Origin of the sequence: Denitratisoma oestradiolicum (assembly GCF_902813185.1) — a bacterium.
In the GTDB taxonomy this organism is placed as follows: Bacteria; Pseudomonadota; Gammaproteobacteria; order Burkholderiales; family Rhodocyclaceae; genus Denitratisoma; species Denitratisoma oestradiolicum.
Genome location: NZ_LR778301.1, coordinates 368,114 through 388,987 on the forward strand (window position 1 = coordinate 368,114; position 20,874 = coordinate 388,987).

The following is a 20,874-nucleotide window of genomic DNA, read 5'->3' on the forward strand; positions in this document are numbered from 1 at the left end:
GGTTCCATCATGACACCTACCCGCGCATCCGGCCTCGTCGCGCCATGGCTCAACCTCCGGCGCGAGATTCCATCCCCATGAAAAATCAGGACAGCCGCGACAAGGATGCGCCCCTGCGGGCCGATATCCGCCATCTGGGGCGGCTGCTGGGCGACACCCTGCGGGATCAGGAAGGGGAGGCCGCATTCTCGCTGGTGGAGCGGGTTCGTCAGCTTTCCCTGGCCTTTCATCGCAATCAGGATCAGGCGGCCTGCGCCGAGTTGCAGGGGCTGTTGGCGGGCCTGGCCCTGCCCCAGACCCTCCAGGTGATCCGGGCCTTCAGCTATTTTTCCCATCTGGCCAATCTGGCCGAGGATCAGCACCACATCCGCCGTTCCCGGGCCCATGCCATGGCCGGCTCGCCGCCCCGGCCGGGCAGTTTCGCCCATGCCCTGGAGCGGGCGCTGGCGCGGGACGTGGGCGCTCCCGAGCTGCTGGACTTCTTTCAGCGCTGCCAGATTTCCCCGGTGCTCACCGCCCATCCCACCGAGGTGCAGCGCAAGAGCATTCTCGACACCGAGCGCCGTATCGCCCGCCTGCTGGACAGCCTGGACCGCCAGGCCCTGACCCCGGAGGAACGGGATGAGGTGGACGAAGCCCTGCGCCGGGCCATGCTGGCCCTGTGGCAGACCCGCCTCCTGCGCCTGACCCGGCTCTCGGTGATGGACGAGGTGAATAACGCCCTCTCCTACTATCACAGCACCTTCCTGCACCGCATACCCCGGCTCCACATCGCCGTGGAGCGGCGTCTCGCCGCCACCACGGCGGCCTGGCCGGAGGGAACCGAGTTGCCGGCCTTCCTGCGGCCCGGCTCCTGGATCGGCGGCGACCGGGACGGCAATCCCTATGTCACCGCGCCCCTGCTGGGACAGACCCTGCGGGCCCAGAGCGCCGTGGCCCTGGGCCATTACCTGGAGCAACTCCATGAGCTGGGGGCCAGCCTGTCCACCACCACCCTGGTGCGCGACATTTCCGATGAACTGCGCGCCCTGGCCGCCGCCTCCCCCGACACCAATCCCCACCGGGACGACGAGCCCTACCGCCGTGCCGTGGCCGGCATCTACAGCCGCCTGGCGGCCACTTCGCGTCAGCTTGATCATGTGGAGGCTCCCCGTCAGGCCCTGGGGGTCGCGCCCCCTTATCGGCTGGCGGCGGAACTGCTGGCAGACCTGGACATCCTGCATCGCTCCCTGCAAGACCATGGTGGCGGGCTCCTGGCCCAGGGCCGGCTGATGCGCCTGCGGCGGGCGGTGGCCAGCTTCGGCTTCCATCTGGCGCCCCTGGACCTGCGCCAGAATTCCGCCGTCCATCAGCGCACCGTGGCCGAACTGCTGGCCGTGGCCCGCCCTGGCTGCGACTATCTGGCCCTGGACGAGGCGGCCCGGATCGGACTGCTGCTGGAGGAGCTGGCCACGCCCCGGCCCCTGGCCTCGTCCTTCATCGAATACAGCACGGAAACCCGGGACGAGCTGGCCGTCTTCGCCGCCGCCCGGGAGGCCCTGGAACGCTTCGGCGCCCAGGCCGTCGAGAACGTCATCATCGCCAAGACCGACGGCGTCTCCGACCTGCTGGAAGTGGCCCTGCTGTTGAAGGAGCAGGGCCTGCTGCGGCCCCGGGAGGGCGAGCTGGCGGTGAATATCGTGCCCCTCTTCGAGACCATCGACGACCTGGCCAACTGCGGCGAAATCATGGGCCGGCTGCTGGGCCTGGCGCCCTATCGGCACTGGTTGCGCAGCCGGGGCGACTTGCAGGAGGTGATGCTGGGCTATTCCGACAGCAACAAGGACGGCGGCTTCATCGCTTCCGGCTGGGCCCTCTACCAGGCCGAGCGCAGCCTGGTGGAACTGTTCCGCCGCGAAGGCGTGGCCCTGCGACTGTTCCATGGCCGGGGCGGCTCGGTGGGGCGGGGCGGCGGCCCCAGCTACGAGGCCATCCTGGCCCAGCCCGCCGGCGCCGTGGCGGGGCGCATCCGCATCACCGAACAGGGGGAGTCCATCGCCTCCAAATACGGCAATCCAGAACTGGGGCAGCGCAACCTAGAAGTACTGGTGGCCGCCACCCTGGAGGCCAGCCTGCTGCACCGGGAACACGACGATCCGGCGGAGGATTTCACCCAGGCCATGGCCGCCCTGGCCAACAGCGCCTATGGCGCCTATCGAGCCTTGGTCTACGAAACCCCCGGCTTCGAGGACTACTTCTGGGAATCCACGGTGATCACCGAAATCGCCCAGCTCAACCTGGGTAGCCGTCCCGCCTCCCGCCGTCAGACCCGGGCCATCGAGGACCTGCGGGCCATCCCCTGGGTTTTTTCCTGGGCCCAGTGCCGGCTCATGCTGCCCGGCTGGTTCGGCTTCGGCAGCGCCGTGGAGGAATTCCGTCGCCAGCGGGGCGAGGCGGGCATGGCCCTGTTGCAAGCCATGTACCGGGACTGGGGCTTCTTCCGCACCCTGCTGTCCAACATGGACATGGTGCTGGCCAAGACCGATCTGGGCATCGCCCGGCGCTATGCCCAACTGGTGGCGGACCCGGTCCTGCGGGAGACCATCTTCCAGCGCATCGAGACCGAATGGGGGCATGCCGTTCGCGCCCTGCTGGAGATCACCGGCAACCCGGAACTGCTGGCCGGCAACCCCCTGCTCAAGCGCTCCATCCGCAACCGCTTCCCCTACCTGGACCCCCTCAACCATTTGCAGATCGAACTGCTGCAACGCCACCGCGCCGGCGCCACCGACGAGCGCACCCGCCGCGCCATCCACCTCACCATCAACGGCATCGCGGCGGGCTTGAGGAACAGCGGCTGAGTGAGGGGTGGGCAGCCCTACTGCCCCGGCCTGACTGCGTCAGGCTTCCCTCCCTCCAGAAGCTCCGCCGAGCCGACGGCTATCAATGGGTTTGTAGCGGGCCATGAACAACTCCAAGATGAACTTCTGGTTGGAGCCTTGTTATTCCAATTGGTTCACAGCAGAATGCTGACCATGAAAGTACTTCTTCTACAGCTTCGTTGGGCGTCCTCATCACCGAGGCTAGCAAGTGAAAATTGAATTCAACATACTTGCCAATGCCACTGACTCCATAACTCAAGCCATCGCATTGATAGCGTGGCGGGACGAACCGGACGACGCTAGGCGGCTGAAGCAAGCTGTCGTTGCAATGGCGCATGGTGTTGAGCTACTGCTCAAGGAACGCTTGCGCCGAGTCCACCCGGTTTTGATCTGGGAAAACGTGGACAAATTTCCAAGTCTCAGTGCGCGAACCGTAACGGTGGATGCAGCGCTAAATCGTCTCGTCCGTATTGGTGGCCTGCAATTTCTTAAGGACGACACCGAACTCATTGCCTCCCTTCGGGATACACGGAATGCAATTGAACACTACGCTTGGACCACAACAAAAGCTGAGGCTGATCGAATCGTCGGACAAGCACTAGAGTTCGCTCTTCACTTCGCTAAGACCGAACTGAGTTATGACTTCTTTGGGTTCGGAACACACAAAGACGGGACTCTCGAAGATCTCCTGGACTCGAACTCTCACTTTGCTGATGCATTTCAAGATCGCGATAGGAAGTTCGTGCGCGAAACCGATGAATCAAAAATACTTTGCGACTACTGCCACTCTTTGGCAGTCCATCCGACTACAGGTGCATGCAAGCTGTGCGGTCACTGGAACGATGTTGGCGGCGACGACCTTCCTTTCTAACGTGATCAAAGGGTCCAGGGTCGGGACATTTTCCAGCGCCCCATGCTGCCGCCGTTATAACCCGCCCAACCCTGGCCCCGTTAACCTGCAATGCGGACAGCGCAATGAAAGCATCAGGATTTATGAGGATCATTGAGACGGAAGGTTTTCCGTCAATCGGGCAGGGCACACCACGTAGGGTTTATCGATGACCACGCGCACCAATTTCGTTCTTGTCGATTTCGAGAATGTCCAGCCCAAGGACATTGGCTTGCTCAAAGACGGGCCGTTCAAGGTCAAGGTTTTTCTTGGCCCTAACCAATCCAAGGTTCCCGTCTCGCTGGCCGCAGCGCTTCAGTCCCTGGGCGATAACGCCGAGTACATCGTTCTCGAAACTGCCGGGAACAATGCCCTTGATTTCCACATCGCCTATTACATCGGTGTGTTGTCAGCCGTCGAGCCAACTGCCTTCTTTCATATCATCTCCAAAGACTCCGGGTTCGATCCTCTGCTGAAGCATCTCAAGGGGAAGAAGGTCTTTGCCCAGCGCTCCATCTGTATTGGTGACATTCCCTATTTCAAGCCGGTACTTCCCTCCGCGCCAGAAACCCCGTTAGATGCTGTGGTTGCAGATCTCATCCGCCGCAAGGCAGCGAAGCCGCGGACCCAGAAGACTCTGCTGAGTACCATTCATGCGCTCTTCAATAAGGAATTGTCCGAGCAGCAGCTTGCCGATTTGTTTGCATCATTGTGCAAGCGCGGCATCGTCAAGATTGATGGAAGCAAGGTTTCATATGCCCTGCCCACCAAACTCTAACGATTCAAGAACGTGAGAAACATCCAGGAGCGCCAGCTTCGTCATGCGCCACAAGATGGCTGTGCTCACAACACTGCGCTTGACATACTATTTGTGATATATCCATAATGTGATATGTGGCAGATCGAAGAGCACCGTCGTGTCGACAAACAGCTTTCTGGCTCGGTCCCCATCGAGGTTCTGAAGCGTTACGAGAAATGGAAAGACATTGCCAGGCTTTCCGGGCCGCAGGGTTTGCGGGTCATCAAGGGGTTTCACGACGAAGCCTTGTCTGGTGAATGGAAGGGGCATCGTTCTTCACGACTCGGGCTTCAGTGGCGCGTGATCTACAGGGTTGTCGCCAACGTGTTGCAGATGCAGGTTGTTCATGTCGTTGCCCACGATTACAGGAGGCCATGAAATGAAAGAGTTTCGTCCCGCAAAAAAGCGGGCTGAGGTTTCGGTGGGGGAGTCCGTTCGTATCCTGCGGGAACTCCAGGAACTGAGCCAAAGCCAACTGTCCGTACTCACCGGCATCCCGCAAGCCACCATCTCCGCCATCGAGAATGGTCGAGTGAACCTGGGTGTCGAGCGCGCCAAGGTCCTGGCCCGTGCTCTCCAATGTCATCCTGCGGTACTCGTGTTTCCCGGCTGGGAAGTGCCACTTGAGCATGCTGCATAGATTGTTTCTGGCCTCTGAGTGAGGCTCTAAGGAAATGCTGAACAAGTCCCAATGCGTCATTCCGGCGAACGCCGGAATCCAGGAAAATCAACGCACTGGACACCGGCCTTCGCCGGTGTGACGGACTTAATCAGTGTTTCCCTAACGCTTTGCCACCCACGAGTTGCGATGCCGCAAGTGGAGTTGGGTGCCCGGCCTGCCCGCTTATTCCCCTGCCGTGAAGGTGTAGGCCTCCATGGCCAGGGCGGCCAGGGTGGTTTCCTGGAACAGGCAACGGCTGTGGGGGCGCTCTCCTGCGGCGCCCAGGGCCACGTAGAGGGGCAGTAGGTGTTCCTCACTGGGATGGGCACGGTGGGCGTGGGGGGCCTGGCGGCGGTAGTCGAAGAGGGCCGGCAGATCACCCCGGGTCAGGGCGGCGGCGAACCAGTCGCGGAATTCGGTGACGTAGGGCAGGGCGAGGCCATCGGCTGCATCCCATTGCACATCACCCAGGTTGTGGGTCAGGCTGCCCGAGGCCAGCACCAGGATGCCCCGGCCGGGCAGGTCGGCCAGGGCGCGGCCCAGATGGTAGTGATCCTCCGGCGTGGCTTGGGGCATCACCGAGAGCTGGATCACCGGCACGTCGGCCTCCGGGTAGAGGAAAGAGAGGGGCACCCAGGCGCCGTGGTCCAGGCCCCGCTCCGGTGCCAGGGTGGCGCCGGTCAGGCGTTGCGCCAGTTCTTCGGCCAGGGCCGGGGCGCCGGGGGCCGGATAGCGCAGGGCATGGAGTGCGTCGGGGAAGCCGTAAAAGTCGTGGAGGGTGGGCGGCGCGGGATGGCTGCTCAGGGCCGGCTGCCGGGTGGTCCAGTGGGCCGAAACGGCGACGATGGCCTGGGGCCGTGGCATTTCCTGCCCCAGCTTCGCCCAGGCCGGGCCGGTACGCCCCGGAGTCAGGGCCAGGGTGGGCGCCCCGTGGGAGACAAACAGGGGCGGCAGCCAGACGGAACCGGACGAAGTCATGGGGCGGTCTTTCAAAGAATCTGCGCGGCATCCTCGAAGTCCAGCCGGGGATTGCGGGGATGGACGCCGGCCGGGTCGCCGTTGCCCAGATTACAGAGGAAGATCGTCCGGTGCCGGCCGTCGGGGAAGAATTCGGCCTCCACTTTGGCGCCGTCGAAGCCGGCCATGGGGCCGCAGTCCAGGCCCAGGGCCCGGGCCGCCAGCATCAGGTAGGCCCCCTGGAGGGTGGCGTCGCGGCGGCCGGCAAACTCGGTCAGTGCCGGGTCCTTGTCGAACAGGGGCTTGGCGTCATAGGGCGGGTAGAGGCGCGGCAGGTGTTCGTGGAAGCGGCTGTCCCAGCCGACGATCACTGTGGCGGCGGCGGCCATGGTCTGGGCCACGTTGCCAGGGGACAGGGCCGGCTTGAGCCGCTCCTTGGCCTCGGGCGAACGGACGAAGACGAAGCGGGCGGGCTGGGCATTGAAGGCGGTGGGCCCCCACTTGAGCAGGTCGTAGAGCTGGCGCAGGGTGGCGTCGGAGACCGGCTCGGCAGTGAAGCCGTGATAGGTGTGGCCTTCACGGAACAGTTGATCCAGGGCGGTGGCGGACAGGGGGGCTTTCATGGTGGGCTCCTTTGTGCGTTAAGGAAATGCTGATTACGTCCGTCACACCGGCGAATGCCGGTGTCCAGGTTATCGATTTTCCTGGATTCCGGCATTCGCCGGAATGACGAATTCATCATCAGGGGTGGCACCTGCCACCGCGTGTGTTAAACCATCTTCACCACGATATCGTGCAGTGTATTGGCGCAATGGGCCATGCGCTCGGCGGCGTTGGTGAGGTGGCGGTAGATTTCGCGGCGCTTGAACATGCGGATGTAGTCGTCTCCCTGGAATAACTGGGCCAGGGCCTTGCGGTAGAGCTTTTCCACCTTGCGCTCGGCGCGCCGCGCCAGGTCCGCATCGGCGGCAGACTCGGCCGGGTTTTTGCCCAGCTTCTCGAAACCATCCCGCAGGGATACGGTGCCCTCGTGGAGATGCTGGGCCATTTGCAGGGTGAAGGCATCGGGCGTGATGCCCAGGGCGTCCATTTCCGAGACCGTGTCCTTGCAGTAATTGACGATCTCGTCCAGGTGGGTGATGGCCCGATAGAGATCTTCCCGATCGATGGGGGTGGAGAAGGCCTCGTTCAGGGTATGAATGTTATGAACCTTGACCTTGTCAGCGGCGTGCTCATCCTCGCGGATCTGCTCCCCCACCTCGGCCTCGCCGCATTCCATATAGCGCACCAGCAGTGCCACGGTGTGCTCCACCTGGCGGCTCTGTTCGTGGAGCAGGACGAAGAAGTCCGGCATGCTGGGGAAAAAGCGCTCAAAGAGACGAGCCAGCAGGCTCTTGTTTTCCGGGTTCTGAGGAATCATGGCGTGCTCCCGAACGGCGCCAGCGCGGCGCGCAAGATGAAGTAAAAAACGATGGAGGTGATGGCGGCGCCGGGGATGGTGACCACCCAGGTGGTGGCGATCTCGCCGGCCTTGGCCCAGCGCACGGCCCGGGGTCGTTCCGAGGCGCCGATGCCCATGATGGAGGTGGCCACCACGTGGGTGGTGGATACCGGCGCTCCCAGGGCCGAGGCGGAGAGGATCACTGCGGCGGAGGTGAGCTGGGAATCCAGGGCATGGAGGGGCCGCACCTTGTAGATGGCGAAGCCCAGGGTGCGCACGATGCGCCAGCCGCCGGAGAGGATGCCCAGGGTCAGGGCCGTGGCGCAGGCCAGCATGACCCAGAGGGGCACCTCGAACTTGTCGATGAAGCCGCCCAGCATCAGCACCAGGGTCAGCATGCCCATGCTCTTCTGGGCATCGTTGGCGCCGTGGGAGAAACCCAGGGCGGCGGCGGTGAGGAACTGGGCGTTGCGCAGGCCTCGGTTGAGAGTGGGCCGGGCCCGGCGCAACAGCCACTGCATCAGACGGTGGATGCCGAAGCCGACCCAGAAGCCGACCAGAGGCGAGAGCAGCAGGGCCAGCAACACCTTCATCACGCCGGTGACATGGCCCTGGCTTAGCTCGCTCAGCCCCCAGACCACATGATTCGCCCCCGCCGACACCACCACCGCGCCGGCCAGCCCCCCCACCAGGGCGTGGGAGGAGGAGGAGGGGATGCCGCGCCACCAGGTCAGCAGGTTCCAGGCGATGGCCCCGACCAGGCCGCACAGCAGTATGACCAGGGCATCCAGGCGCGGAAGGTCATCCAGATGCACGAACTTGCCGATGGTGTTGGCCACCGCCGTGCCTCCCAGCAGGGGACCAAGAAATTCGCAACAGGCCACGATCAGCACGGCCTGGACCGGGGTCATGGCCCGGGAGGCGATGACGCTGGCGACAATGTTGGCGGCGTCGTGGAAACCGTTGGTGTAATCGAAGATCAGGACGATGAATATCGTGGCGACAGCCAGGGCGAGAACGGGGTCCATCTATTTGGCGCTCATGGAAGCCAATTTTCTGCTTCGGTCCATGAAATACGCGAGAGGCAGGAAGGCCCACCCCCTCCCGGCCTCCCCCTCTCCGGGGGAGGTGACGATAATGGCCCCGCCCTGAGGCGGGGATGGGGATAGGGGTGGGGGGCGTTCAATTTGCCTTTGCGCATTTTCATTCTCGGGGATGGTGCTGGCGACCAAGCGCATCAGTCTACTTGGCCCGCGCCCTGATAGACCCATTGCAGCAGGGCGTCCTGGGCCTCCTGGCCCGCCTCGGCCCGGGGGTGATTGATCAGGAAGACCACGATCCACTCCTGTCCGTTCCGGTCCCGCACATAGCCTGCGATGGCCTTGACGCCGTCCAGGCTGCCGGTCTTGAGGTGGCCGTGGCCGGCGATACCCTGGCCATTCATGCGTTTCTTCAGGGTGCCATCCACCGCCACCAGGGGCAGGGAGGCGACGAATTCCGGCATCAGCGGGCTGGCGTGGGCGACCTGGAGCAGGCGCGCCAGATGGTCGGCGGAGATGCGTTCCCGCCGGGACAGGCCGGAGCCGTTTTCCATTACCAACTCGGGAAAGTCGAGGCGGTTGTCAGCCAGCCAGCGGCGAATGGCCTGCCCGGCGGTGTCGGCGTTGCCCTCCCCCAGGCTGAGGAAGAGCTGGCGCGCCATCACATTGTTGCTGTACTTGTTGATGTCCCGTACCACTTCGGCCAGGCTGGGCGAATCCAGATCGGCGGCGCGCCAGGCCGTATCCGGCACCGGCCCGGCCTTCAGGCCGCCCCGCAGCCGTCCCCCCAGTTCGCTCCACAACTGGCGGAACAGTCCCAGCAGATAGGCGTCGGAGGGCAGCGGGGCCAGTTGCCAGTTGCGTTCGCCGCAACTGGCCGGATAGACGCCGCTCAGGGTCAGGCGGTAGCCGTCGGGCGTCGGGTCCACGCTGCTGCGCAGACCTTCCTTCCAATCGCCGCAGCCATTGCGGCCCAGGCGCAGTTCATTGACCAGCTCCAGGCCCTCGATGATCGGTTCCGGCAGGGCCGCAACGGTGCCCTGGAGCGGGTTCGGCACCAGGGTCAGTTGCAGGGCCTTGAAGTTCACCAACAGGGCGTCGGGAGCCACGTTGTAGGGCCGCAGGGGCTTGTCGTCGATGGGGCCGGTGTCATGGCCGGCGAGATCGAAGCGGCTGCGATCCACCACCAGATCGCCTTGAATCTCCCGGATGCCCCGTGCCCGCAACTGCCGCAGCAGGCGCCAGAATTGCTCCAGGGTCAGCTTCGGGTCGCCGCTGCCCTTCAGGTAGAGATTGCCGATGGCGCCCCCCTGGGGCGGTGCGTCGCTGTAGAGCTCGGTCTTCCAGACATGAGCCGGCCCCAGCAGTCTGAGAGCGCCATAGGTGGTCAACAGCTTCATGGTGGAGGCCGGATTCATCGGGCGCTGGGCGTTGACGCTCAGGACCACCTTGCCGCTGCCGACTGCCTCCACCTGGAGGGCCACGGCGCCGGGAAGAATGCCGGCCTGCTGGAGGGCACGGGCCACGGCGGGGGGCAGAGGCTGGGCCTGGACGGGAAGGGCCAGCAGCAGGCTGATCAGCAACAGGTGCAGGACGGAGAGCTTCAGTTGGTCTCTCCCGCGTAGACCTCGATCCGGTCCCGCCCCGCTGCCTTGGCGGCATACAGGGCGGTATCGGCGGCCCGCATCAGCTCGGTCGCGTCCTGGCCCTGGTCCGGTGCCTGGGCGATGCCCACCGACACCGTGACCGGGGGCAGCATGCTGCGATGAAAATTGATCGCCATGCCACGGATCAACTGGCAGATCGTCTCCAGTCGATGGCGGGCGTCCTCGGTGTTGGAGGCGGGCATGATCACCGATAGCTCTTCGCCGCCATAGCGGCAGGCGATGTCGCTGCGGCGCAGGTTTTCCCGCAGCACCCGGCCGATCTCCCGCAGCACCTGGTCGCCGGCCTCGTGGCCGTAGGAGTCGTTGAAGCGCTTGAAGTGGTCGATGTCCAGCATGGCGACGGTCAGGGTCTGCTTTTCCCGCAGGGCGCGGTGCAGTTCCCGGGGCAGGGTTTCATCCTGGTAGCGGCGATTGAACAACCCGGTCAGTTGGTCGTGGGTGGCCTGCTCGCGCATGGCTTCCCGCATCCTCAGGTTGGACAGGGACAGCTTGATGGTCTCCCCCGCCGAGCGCAGCAACTCTCGCAGGTTTTCCCGGTCCTTCTGCTCCAGCTTTGGCGGATAGGCCAGGTGCATCAGACCGATCATGTCGCCGTGCACCACCAGGGGCAGGCACAGATAGCCATGGAGAGGGATGGTCTCGAAATGCTTGCAGACCAGATCATTGGCGGGATCGACTACCTCGATCATCTGGCCCTGGCGCAGGGCCCAGCAGTCGTCGGCCTGAAACAATGAGGCCAGGCCCGCTTCATCGCCCCAGACCACGGCAGATTCCAGTCCATGAGCACGGGGTAGGGCAAGTCCCCCCGAGATGCCGGGGAACAGCTCGCTCAGGGTGACGCGAACGATGACATGGGCCTCGTCTTCGTTGCTGCAACTCTGGATCAGGTCGTTCAAACGGTGCAGCAGGGTGTTCTGGCGATGGTGGGCCTCCAGTTCCGCCACCATTCGCGACATGTTGTCCAGAGTCTGCTGCTGGGCGGCCTCTGTTGCCATGCGCTCGGTGAAGTCGCGGCCGAAGACGGTGACGCCGGTAACGCGCCCGTGGCTGTTCCTGATGGGGCAGAAGGAGAAGTCCATCCAGCGGGGCTGGCCGGCCGGCCCGGCCAACTGCATCTCGATGACAAACTTTTCTCCCGCCAGCGCCCGCTCGTAATGCTTTCGCCATTCGGTTTCCCCCTCCATCACCGCGCTGTCGCCAGGCATCAGTTCGTAGCCGAAGAGGTCGATGGACAACTCGGCGAAGGCGCTGTTGCGGATCACCACGCGCAGCTCGGTATCCACCGACCAGACGATGCGGTCGGTGTTCTCGATCAGGGCCGACAGGTCCGCCTCGCTGCGACGCAGGCTCTCCACCTCCTGGTGTTCGGTGATGTCCAGCACGGTGCCCACGACCCGCTCGGACTTTCCATCCGGGCTGGCCACAATCTGCCCCCGTACCTGTACCTGACGGGACTCGCCGGTGGGCAGCAGGATGCGAAACTGGGTGGAGCAGACCCCATGCTGGCCTATGGTCTTCAGGTGGTCGGTGATTTCTCCGTGATGCTCCGGGGCGATCAGGGCCAGCACATTGTCCAGGTCCGGCTGGAAGGTCTCTGGGGCCTGGCCGCAAATGCGGAACACCTCCTCGGACCACTCGAAATGCCGACTTCCCGGATCGAAGGCCCAGCTACCCATCCGGGCCATCTGCTGGGCCTCCTTGAGCAGTCGTTCGCTGGCCCGCAGCCGAGAGTCGGAGCGCTTGCGCTGGATCAGCTTCCAGATGTCGATAGCATGAAGCTGAAGCAGCCTCACGTCATCATCGTCATAGGGCGCTTCCTTGTTGCCGACACCGGCGATGGCCCGGATCAATCCCCCCTCCAGGACCGGCACCCCCAGATGGCGGCGGATCGGCGCATGGCCTTCCGGCAGGCCGCGGCGGCCGGTGGCGTGGAGGTAATCGTTGTGCACCACCGGTTGGCGCAGGCGAGCGCAGTCGACCCAGATGCCGGCCTGCTCGATAGGGTAATGGCGTTCCTCCACGGCCCGGCAGTTCTCCAGAGTGGAGTGAGACCAGGCCACCAGCTCGATGCTGCGCTGATCCTCATTGATAAAATGAAAATAGGCGACCCGACTGTTGGTCAGGAGCTGGGCCTCTTCGATGCCCTCCTGGATGATTTCCCGCTCGCTCAGTTGCTCGATGCGTTCGCTGAGAGATAGGGCGGCGGCAATGCGGCGCTCGTTGCGGACCTGGGTGTCCTCGCTGCGGAGCAGGCTGGTCAGGCGCTGCCGGCTACGGCGGGACATCACCCCGATGGCAAAAACCCCCAGCAGCCAGATGCCGCCATGGGTCCAGGCCAGCAGTGTCATATGGTCCTCCATTTCCTCGCGGAAGGGAGCCATGGGTACCTGGACGCTGATGCCGCCGCGGACGCCGCCCACGGGAATGTCCATGTCCTCGTGACAGCTCATGCAGCTCTTCTCCATGTATACCGGGCGGATCAGGCGCAGGGTTTCGGCACCGTTGATGTTGGTCAGGGCTGCGACCTTCTTGTCGCCCTGTTCGAAGCGTTGCAGTGCCTGGCGTTCCCAGGGGTCCGGCGCATTGTTGGGATTTCTCAGCTTGAGGCTGGTCAGGTGGCCCCTGATGCCATTTGCGGCGGCGAACTCTTCCATCAACTGGCGGGTGGCGTAGGCTGGATTCATCAGAGTCAGGGCCATGCCCGAGGTGGTCACCACATCCCGTTGAGGTACCTTCAGATAGGGATTGGGCGTGGTGCGCTCGTTCGGTCGCACATAGACGCCGCCATGGCTGGCCAGCCAGCGCCGCACTGACAGGTCCTTGTCCAGGTAGGCATTGGCCACCAGGGTCGCATGCTCGACGCCTTCACCACGGATGGCATGAATGTCCGGCAGGGAGACGATGCTGATGAGGCCAGTCCAGGCCAGCAGTGCCAGCCAGACCATGGACTTGGGGGGCTTGCGGGGACTGGGGTCGGTGATCGGCTGTAGGGATGGCATCGGGCTTCAGTCGGCAAGTCATGGGGCGCATTTTCAGTCTACTCCCTGTGCCCGTGGGGAGGCCATAGTTGCACTGCATCTTCGGCGTGTCCTGCATCTGCGCCTATGCATGGACGTGCTCTGGCCTTGCCCCGGGTTTTTCGGGGGCGGTCGGGTTGGCGTTAACACAGAGGCATTCGGCTTTCAGGATGCAGATACGTGCGGCATTCATTGATTACTCATTCCTGGGAAATGTCCGCCAATACCGCGCTTATTTTCTGGCCTTGTGCAGTTCCTCAGACTTTGTCTTCAATTCGCAACGGCAGGAAAACGACGAAGGCCAGGGTGAGGATTGCGGCCAACACCAGAAAGGCCGTGGAATAGCTGCCGGTCTGATCGAACAGATAGCCTGTCATGGGCATCGCCAGCATCACCATGATGATGGTGACCGGTTGCATTCGTCCCATCACACGGCCGAATACCAGTGGGCCGTAGATGCGGGCAAGCAGGGCGCCCCAGGCTGGCAGAAAGGCGCCTGAGGCCAGGCCCACGGAAACCGCCGCCAGCACCATGACCCAGTAACCATGGAATTGGGCCAGAACGAGCAAAGGCAGGCCGACCATGAATAGCGCTCCGAGAATGGCCGCTTTCAGATTGATCCGATCGGCAAAGACGCTGAACAACAGTTTTCCGCTGATGCCGGCAACAGAAATCGCCGATATCAGAAAGGCCGCCTGCTGGCCTGCCACACCGTGACCTATGGCAAAAGGAACCAGATTCGCCAGGACTGCCGTAAAAGCTGCCATCAGGGCGCCTACCGCCAGAGCGATACGCCAAAATGGACTATGGGCCATCAGCTTGGGAAGCTCGGTTGCCGCAGAAAACGCGGCAGTACCCTGCCCCGGGGCGGGGGCGGGCAGGCCGTCAGGTTGCAACCCCATATCTCCGGGGCGATTCCGCACCACTAGCACTATCGGCGGCAGCAGAACCAGCATCAATATGCCTGCCATCCAGAGGCAGGCGACTCGCCATCCATGAGCCTCAATCAGCGCCTGCAATAGAAGGGGCACAATCAAACCGCCAAGAGAAGTGCCGACGGCTGCCAAGCCTAGTGCCCGCCCGCGCCGCCGGGAAAACCAGCGGGCTACGAGGGTGTTCGCCCCCAGCGGACCCAGCAGCGTACCTGCCACAGACATGAAGAATCCGAATACCAGAACGAATTCCCAGACATTGCGAGACAAGGAGATCAGAACCAGGGCGCTTCCAAGAAAGGCAGCGCCAATCGAGAACATCAGGCGGGCGGAACGTTTGTCCATCAAGGTGCCGGCCAGGGGCGATATCAGGACGGTGGCCAGGGACCCAGCGGTCAGGCCCCACATCATTTCCATCCGGCTGGCGCCGAACTCTGCGCTCATCGGCAATACCAGCAATCCATAGGAATAGCTGGAAACGCCGTTGCTCAGACCCAACGCCAGCATTGCGACAGCCACGATGCGCCATCCGTAGAACATTACAGTCCCCCTTCAATTGCTTGTTTTATTTTTGACTACCGACGAATCTCAGCCGGCTCAAGAGATAAGCAGATCATTGATGATATGTCGGACCATTCACCGGATGGTCTGGCATGAAGAAATATGAGCAATTTTATCGAAGGCTGTCGGATACTCCCTGGACATGTTCCGATCGGGGCAGATGAGGCTGTACCCTGGTTTCAAGAAGCTTCAATATCTTCCCCGCCTCGGTGATCGGGCAGCCGGATGGAGTTGTCGAACGGGGCCAGCAGAAGGTCGGGGCGCCTTCCCATCCTCATCGTGCGCCTGGCCACCGTCGCCCCAGGCACACATATCCAGCATGGCCGGGTAGATATTTCGATAATGGCACTGTACATCCTCCTGGCGCATGGCGATGGATTTCAGGCCCCGGTTTCGGTATGGAGGCGAATGTTTCGAACATTAATTTCCAAGCATGGTGCCGGGGTAAGCCCGGCACCATGGGCTGAAAAGTCCTCAGAGGGAATAGCCTGGCATCGGCCCGGCGCCGTCCAGGCCTTGAACTGCGACGCCCAACTCCCGCAGCAGCTCGAGGCTCAGGAGAATGCGGCCGGAAAGCTGGTCCTGGGGACGGGAGCAGAGTTGCAGAGTGGCTTCAGCCATGGCTTCCACTGGCTCCATGTGGGCGACGCTGTCGATGACGCCGAGTTCCACGGCGCCTTCGCTGGCCACGGCTTCCACCGGGGCCAAGGTATTGACGGCGATATTGAAGCGGGCCAGTTCGATGGCCATGCCGGCGGTCATGCGTTCCAGGGCTGCCTTGCTGGAGGCGTAGATGGTGGGGCCGTCCTTGAGATTGAATCGGGTGTAGCGCTCGTTGAAATCGTAAGGGGCCGGCTGGGGATGATTGACGGTGGCGCTGGAAAGATTGACCACCCAACCGCCGCCTCGGGCCTGCATGCTCTCCAGGCATTGTTGTGTCAGGTGCAGGGGGGCGACCATGTTGATCTCCAGGGTCTTGCGCACGTCTTCCAGTTTTTGTTCGTGGCAGGCCTGGTAACGGCACCAGGCGGCGTTGTTGATCAGGATGTCGACGCCGCCGAATTGGGCGAGGGTCTCCGACACGATGTGGCTGCGCTGGTCTTCCTTGGCCAGGTTGGCGCCGATGCAGATGCACTCCCCGCCCATGGTACGGATGCGGTCGGCCACCTCTTTCAGGGAGCCGGCAAGCTTGCTGGTGCCGGGCTCCACGGTACGTGCCACCAGGGCCACTTTTGCCCCTTCCGCTGCCAGCCTGACGGCAATTGCCGCACCGATGCCCCGGCTGGCGCCGGTGACGATGGCAACCTTGCCTGCGAGTTTTTTATGCATGGATGGGCCTCCTCCGAAGATTTATTTTGGATTGCGCGTTGCTTCAATGCTGACGGTAACGGCGCTGCACATGTTCCTGGCGGATGGCGATGGCGGCGCGGCGTTGTTCCGGTGTGACGGTCTTCGTCGTGGCCGGCAGGTGCTGCATCGCCTCGGCGATCTTGATCTTTTTCACCGTGGCCCAGGGCAGGTTCTCCTTCGGCCTTTCCGAATAGGCCCAGCGCACCGTCATGTAGCCTTCCGGCTGGCCGGTGGTGTCCACCCAGTTGGCGATGCCCGGGTCCTGATGGGCGATCAGGTAGCGGATCACGTTGTCCGGATCCCGGGCGGCCTGTACCCCGTTGAGGCTGCTCTGGAAATTGGCGAAGTCCAGGGATTCGCCCCACATGTTGCCCAGGCAGAAGCCGATGTAGTTGGGTTCCACGGGCTGGTGCAATTCGACGATCAGGGCCTCGTCCGCCGCCAGCTCGAAGATGCCGCCGCTGTAGATGTTGGTGACCATGCCGCCGCCGGTGGCGAGCGACGCGGCGTTGGGTTTGTTCAGGTCGTTCCTGGGCATGAAGACTTCGCCGTCCCCATTCACGTCGCCGTAGGCCTCCATGGTGATGCCGTAGAACTTATTCCAGAAATGCACCTGGTTGCGGGTGTAGGTGCCCGCATCGCGCAGTTGCCGGGCCGCCATCTCGGGGGTATAGGCCGGCATAGGTTGGCCGAGGCGATCGTTGCGGTAGATGAAGAGGTCCATCAGGTCCTCGTGTTCCCAGTCGCCGAAATACAGCCGCAGTCCCACCATCTGGGCCACATATTCGCGGGCGATTTCCTCGCCGTGTTCGTTCCGGCGTTTCTTGATCTTGCGCGTGCTCATGAAATTGCCGGAGTAACCCTCGGGCTTTTCCGGCGCCAGCAGGATCTCGAAACTGCCGTCGGGATTGACCTGCAACTGGCTGGAATCCAGGGTGGCGCAGTTGGCCCGGGTTCCCGGCTTCATTTCGTCCAGTTCGCCGGTGTCGCCGGAATGGCCGCTGGCGGTCTGGAAAAAGATGTAATGGGGGGCCTTGCGACCCGAGGTTATGGGCGGCTCACCGCGCCAATGGCGGCTGTCCCCGGCCCGGCCGCGAATGGTGTAGCTGTGGTTGCCGTCGATGGGCGCGTAGAGGTAGGTCGCGTCGCAGTTGTCGATGGTGGACCGGTTCAGGGGCTGGATCATCCGGATGAAATAGGGGAACTCCGGGGTCGGGCCGATGCTGCGGGCGATGGAACCGTAGAGGAAGCCCAGGATGTAGCGGTAGCCCTCGGCCAGGTTGCGGGGCGTCATCGGCGGCGGCCAGAGGGCGGGGTCGTCGATGGCTTCGCGGGCTTCGCCGATCCTGGCGAGCATCTCGTCCCAGGCCCGGCGCAATTCGGCGACGGCTTCCCGGGTCTCGGCATCGGGGGCGGGAAAGGGCAGGGTCGTCACGGATAGCTCCTCAGTGATGGCGATAGCGGCGCTGCACGTGTTCCTGGCGCATGGCGATCACGGCACGGCGTTCCTCTGGCGTGACGCGGCGGGTATGGGCCGGCAGGTGCTGGTCCAGTTCCGCCAGCTTCACCACCTTGGCCGTGGCCCAGGGCCAGTTCTCCTTGGGCTTTTCCGGATAGGCCCAGCGCACCGACATGTAGCCCTCGGGATGGCCGGTGGTGTCGATCCAGTTGGCGATGCCCGGGTCCTGGTGGGCGATCACGTAGCGCAGCACGCCATCCGGTTCCCGGTCGGCCTGGAAGGCATTGAGGCTGCTCTGGGCGTTGCCGAACTCGATGGATTCGCCCCACATGTTGCCCAGGTGAAAACCGATGTAATAGGGCTCCACGGGCTGGTGCAGTTCCATGATCAGGGCTTCGTCGGGAGCCAGCTCATAGATGCCGCCGCAGTAGATGTTGGTGCTCATGCCGCCGGCCGTGGCGAGCGATGCGGCGTTGGGCTTGTTGAAGTCGTTCCTCGGCATGAAGCATTGGCCGTCGCCGTTCATGTCGCCGTAGGCTTCGCAGGTGATGGCGTAGAACTCGTTCCAGAAATGCACCTGGTTGCGGGTGATCTTGCCGATCTGGCGCATCTGCGCGGCGGCCAGGGCCGGGGTATAGGGGGCCGAAGGCTGGCCCAGCTGGTCCACCCGGTGGATGAAAAGGTCCAGCAGGTCTTCGTTAGCCCAGTCGTAGAACAGTTCCCGCAGCATCACCATTTGCGTGACGTACTCACGGGTTTCCGTGCTGCCGTCCTTGTGGGTGCGGGTGCGGCTGGCCCGGGTGAGCATGAAGTTGCCCTTGTAGCCCTCGGGTTTTTCCGGGGCCAGCAGAATCTCGAAGCTGCCGTCGGCATTGACCTGGAGGTCGGTGCAATCCAGCATCGAACAGTTGATGCGGGAGCCGGCCTTCATTTCCTTGAGGCTGCCGCTGTCGCCGGAATAGCCGCTGGGGGCCTCGAAGATCACGTAATGGGGCGCCTTGCGGCCCGAGGTGATGGGGGCTTCGCCGCGCCAGTGGCGGCTGTCTCCGGCCCGGCCGCGGATGATGTAACTGAAGTTGCCGTCGATGGGCGCCGCCAGGTAGATGGCGTCGGCATTGTCGATGGTGGAACGGTTGAGCGGCTGGATCGCGCGCACGAAATAGGGATTCTCCGGCGTCGGCCCCAGGCCCCGGGCCAGGGAGCCGTAAAGGAAGCCCAGCACGTAGCGGTAGCCCTCGGCCAGATTGCGGGGCGAGGCCATCGGCGGCCACAGGGCCGGGTCGTCGATGGCATCCCGGGCCGAAGCCACCTGGGCCAGCATCTCGTCCCAGGCGCGGCGCAGTTCATCGGCGGCGTTCCGGGTGGCGGCATCGGGCGGAGGGAAGGGCAGCTTAGGCATGGGGGGTCTCCTGGGGCGTGGGGGATGCTGCGTCGGCATCCCAATGGAATTGCTCGAACAGGGGCGCCAGGCGCTGGCGGATTTCCTTGTCGTCGAGGCCGAACTCCGCCAGGCTGTAGCGGTGCTCGGTTTCATGGCGCTTGGCACGGGCTTCCTCGGCCTCCAGGAAAGCACGATAGGCCGGGGTCATCTCGATACCCAGATCGGCATAGACTTTTTCGATCGTCGCTTTGGGCTGGGTGGTCAGTTGCCGGTAATCGATGATCGCGCAAGGTACCGTGGGGTGACGGCGCAGGGCTTCCTCCGGGTACAGATAGGTCTCGTAGGAGAGATCGGTCATGACCCGGGTGGATTCCCGGATGCGTTCCGGTGCCATGTTGCCCTGGAGCTTCCAGCCCACGTTGAGCAGCTTCAACAGGCTGGGGATGGTCTCGTAGGGATTGCGGTAGAGCACCACGAAACGGGCATCGGGGAAGGCCTCGATCAGGGACTCGACGCGGCCGCACCAGGTGGGGTTCTTGCTCAGGTGGATGCGCTCGCTACCGTTGAGGTAGAGCTGGCGCCGCACGCATTCCTTGTAGAAACGCATCATCCGGCGTCGGCTGGCGGCGGGACGCTGATCGATGTGGAAGAAATCCAGTTCGCCCATGTAGGGCAGCTTGGTCATCCAGAAGCCGGAGGCGCAGGAGGCCTGGTAGATCAGGTCGTCCTCCTCGGGGATGGTGAGGCCCATCTTGTGGATGTGTTGAGTGGGGCCGAACTTGCGCTTCTCCCAAGCTTGCAGGCGCTGCTCGATGCGGCGACCGAAAAGATGGCGGTCGAGCCAGGCCACCAGTCGCACCAGTTTCTTTTGCAGCAGGGAGGGCAGCAGCAGTTCGTAGTACCTGAAGGCGGAAAATCGCTCGTCTCCGCACAGCAGCCGATGGGCCAGGGTGGTGCCGCTGCGGGCATGGCCGATGACGAAGACCGGCGCCTTGACCCGGGTGAACCACAGGCCGGGAAAGAGAATGCCGTCGAGGAAAAAGCACAGGGTATGGAAGGTGGCGCGCAGGGGCACGGTCCATAGCAACAGCTTGAGCAGGCCGCGCCGGGCATCGGGATTGGACTCTCGAGCGGCGAGCCGCACCAGCTTGAACCAGATGGCGAAGTCGAAGTAGTAGATCATTTTGGCGGTTGGCCTGAGGAAATCGGTGGCGGTAGCGGATGCTTCAGATAGCCCAGCACGAGGGCCAGCAGCTCTTCGCTGAAGGCCTCGTCGAGGATCTGTTCCGGGTTGTGGTCCAGGGTGGCGTGAATGGTGCCTTCGATGGCATTGACCACCATGGTCGCGGCCCGGGAGAAGTCGCGGGAGACCAGTTCCTGGCGGTAGCGTTTGAACACGATGCGCAGGAAATTGGCGGTGGTCATGCGCTGGGGGAAGCGCTCGAGCATGTAAGCCTCAAAGTCGTAGCGCCAGTGAATTTCCAGGTAGAAGTCCCGCAACTGCTGGTAGAGCTTGCGATGGCGGGCGATATGCTCCCGGATGAAAAACCTCAGGGTCTCATCCAGGGACTTCTGGGCCATGAACAGGCTTTGTTCGGTGTAGCGGTCGAGTTCGCCCAGGTCGGCCACCAGCAGACTGTTGCAGATGTCGGCGGCGATGGCGTGTTTGTCCGGGTAGTACTGATAGAGACTGCCGATGCTGATGCCGGCCACCTCGGCGATGCGGTTGGTGGTCAGACGACCCGGACCTTCCTGTTTGAGTATCCGCAGAGCGGCCTCGCGGATAGCTGCCAGCGTGGCTTCGGCCCGAGGTTGAACAGGCATGCGGCGGCGGCGGAGGGCTGGGTGGGATTTCATGG

At 63.4% G+C, this 20,874-nt stretch carries 17 protein-coding genes; 5 read left to right on the forward strand and 12 right to left on the reverse strand.

The window, feature by feature from the left end; all coding sequences use genetic code 11:
• Positions 1–44: 44 nt before the first annotated feature.
• From ppc to DENOEST_RS01890, 5 genes are all read left to right on the forward strand, one after another.
• Entirely contained in the window at positions 45–2,840 is a 2,796-nt protein-coding gene (gene ppc / locus DENOEST_RS01870; RefSeq protein ID WP_183148193.1) for a phosphoenolpyruvate carboxylase, read from the forward strand.
• Between the two features lie 229 nt (positions 2,841–3,069).
• A complete protein-coding gene (locus DENOEST_RS01875; RefSeq protein ID WP_145770495.1) occupies positions 3,070–3,732 on the forward strand; it encodes a hypothetical protein in 663 nt (220 codons plus the stop codon).
• 187 nt (positions 3,733–3,919) lie between these two features.
• On the forward strand, positions 3,920–4,528 hold the full coding sequence (locus DENOEST_RS01880) for a PIN domain-containing protein (RefSeq protein ID WP_145770496.1): 609 nt from the start codon (positions 3,920–3,922) through the stop codon (positions 4,526–4,528).
• Positions 4,529–4,642: 114 nt separating this feature from the next.
• Positions 4,643–4,927: a type II toxin-antitoxin system RelE/ParE family toxin gene (locus DENOEST_RS01885; protein ID WP_145770497.1), complete on the forward strand. Its 285-nt coding sequence runs from the start codon at positions 4,643–4,645 to the stop codon at positions 4,925–4,927.
• A gap of 1 nt (position 4,928) precedes the next feature.
• The gene (locus DENOEST_RS01890) at positions 4,929–5,189 is read left to right on the forward strand and encodes a helix-turn-helix domain-containing protein (RefSeq protein ID WP_145770498.1); all 261 of its coding nucleotides are present in this window, start codon (positions 4,929–4,931) and stop codon (positions 5,187–5,189) included.
• Between the two features lie 204 nt (positions 5,190–5,393).
• Here DENOEST_RS01890 and DENOEST_RS01895 read toward each other — a convergent pair whose 3' ends face one another.
• The 12 genes from DENOEST_RS01895 to DENOEST_RS01950 form a co-directional block, all read right to left on the reverse strand.
• A complete protein-coding gene (locus DENOEST_RS01895) occupies positions 5,394–6,188 on the reverse strand; it encodes a DODA-type extradiol aromatic ring-opening family dioxygenase (RefSeq protein WP_145770499.1) in 795 nt (264 codons plus the stop codon).
• A gap of 11 nt (positions 6,189–6,199) precedes the next feature.
• Entirely contained in the window at positions 6,200–6,790 is a 591-nt protein-coding gene (locus DENOEST_RS01900) for a malonic semialdehyde reductase (RefSeq protein WP_145770500.1), read from the reverse strand.
• Between the two features lie 146 nt (positions 6,791–6,936).
• Positions 6,937–7,587: a DUF47 domain-containing protein gene (locus DENOEST_RS01905; protein ID WP_145770501.1), complete on the reverse strand. Its 651-nt coding sequence runs from the start codon at positions 7,585–7,587 to the stop codon at positions 6,937–6,939.
• On the reverse strand, positions 7,584–8,636 hold the full coding sequence (locus tag DENOEST_RS01910; RefSeq protein WP_145770502.1) for an inorganic phosphate transporter: 1,053 nt from the start codon (positions 8,634–8,636) through the stop codon (positions 7,584–7,586). Before DENOEST_RS01910 ends, DENOEST_RS01905 begins: the two co-directional genes overlap by 4 nt.
• A gap of 209 nt (positions 8,637–8,845) precedes the next feature.
• Positions 8,846–10,231 (reverse strand): D-alanyl-D-alanine carboxypeptidase/D-alanyl-D-alanine endopeptidase, encoded by a 1,386-nt coding sequence (dacB, locus tag DENOEST_RS01915; RefSeq protein WP_332068210.1) that lies wholly within the window; start codon positions 10,229–10,231, stop codon positions 8,846–8,848.
• A gap of 20 nt (positions 10,232–10,251) precedes the next feature.
• On the reverse strand, positions 10,252–13,314 hold the full coding sequence (locus DENOEST_RS01920) for a diguanylate cyclase (protein ID WP_145770503.1): 3,063 nt from the start codon (positions 13,312–13,314) through the stop codon (positions 10,252–10,254).
• A 275-nt stretch (positions 13,315–13,589) separates the two neighbouring features.
• Positions 13,590–14,783 (reverse strand): MFS transporter, encoded by a 1,194-nt coding sequence (locus tag DENOEST_RS01925; protein WP_183148194.1) that lies wholly within the window; start codon positions 14,781–14,783, stop codon positions 13,590–13,592.
• A gap of 516 nt (positions 14,784–15,299) precedes the next feature.
• On the reverse strand, positions 15,300–16,154 hold the full coding sequence (locus tag DENOEST_RS01930) for an SDR family NAD(P)-dependent oxidoreductase (RefSeq protein ID WP_145770505.1): 855 nt from the start codon (positions 16,152–16,154) through the stop codon (positions 15,300–15,302).
• Positions 16,155–16,197: 43 nt separating this feature from the next.
• Positions 16,198–17,610 (reverse strand): DUF1214 domain-containing protein, encoded by a 1,413-nt coding sequence (locus tag DENOEST_RS01935; RefSeq protein WP_197970482.1) that lies wholly within the window; start codon positions 17,608–17,610, stop codon positions 16,198–16,200.
• 10 nt (positions 17,611–17,620) lie between these two features.
• Positions 17,621–19,033 carry a DUF1214 domain-containing protein gene (locus DENOEST_RS01940; protein WP_145770506.1) on the reverse strand — a complete coding sequence of 471 codons (1,413 nt, stop codon included), beginning with the start codon at positions 19,031–19,033 and terminating at the stop codon, positions 17,621–17,623.
• Positions 19,026–20,198: a sulfotransferase family protein gene (locus tag DENOEST_RS01945; RefSeq protein WP_145770507.1), complete on the reverse strand. Its 1,173-nt coding sequence runs from the start codon at positions 20,196–20,198 to the stop codon at positions 19,026–19,028. The genes DENOEST_RS01940 and DENOEST_RS01945 overlap by 8 nt, the downstream gene beginning before the upstream one ends.
• Positions 20,195–20,839 carry a TetR/AcrR family transcriptional regulator gene (locus DENOEST_RS01950; RefSeq protein ID WP_197970483.1) on the reverse strand — a complete coding sequence of 215 codons (645 nt, stop codon included), beginning with the start codon at positions 20,837–20,839 and terminating at the stop codon, positions 20,195–20,197. The genes DENOEST_RS01945 and DENOEST_RS01950 overlap by 4 nt, the downstream gene beginning before the upstream one ends.
• Positions 20,840–20,874 lie beyond the last annotated feature (35 nt).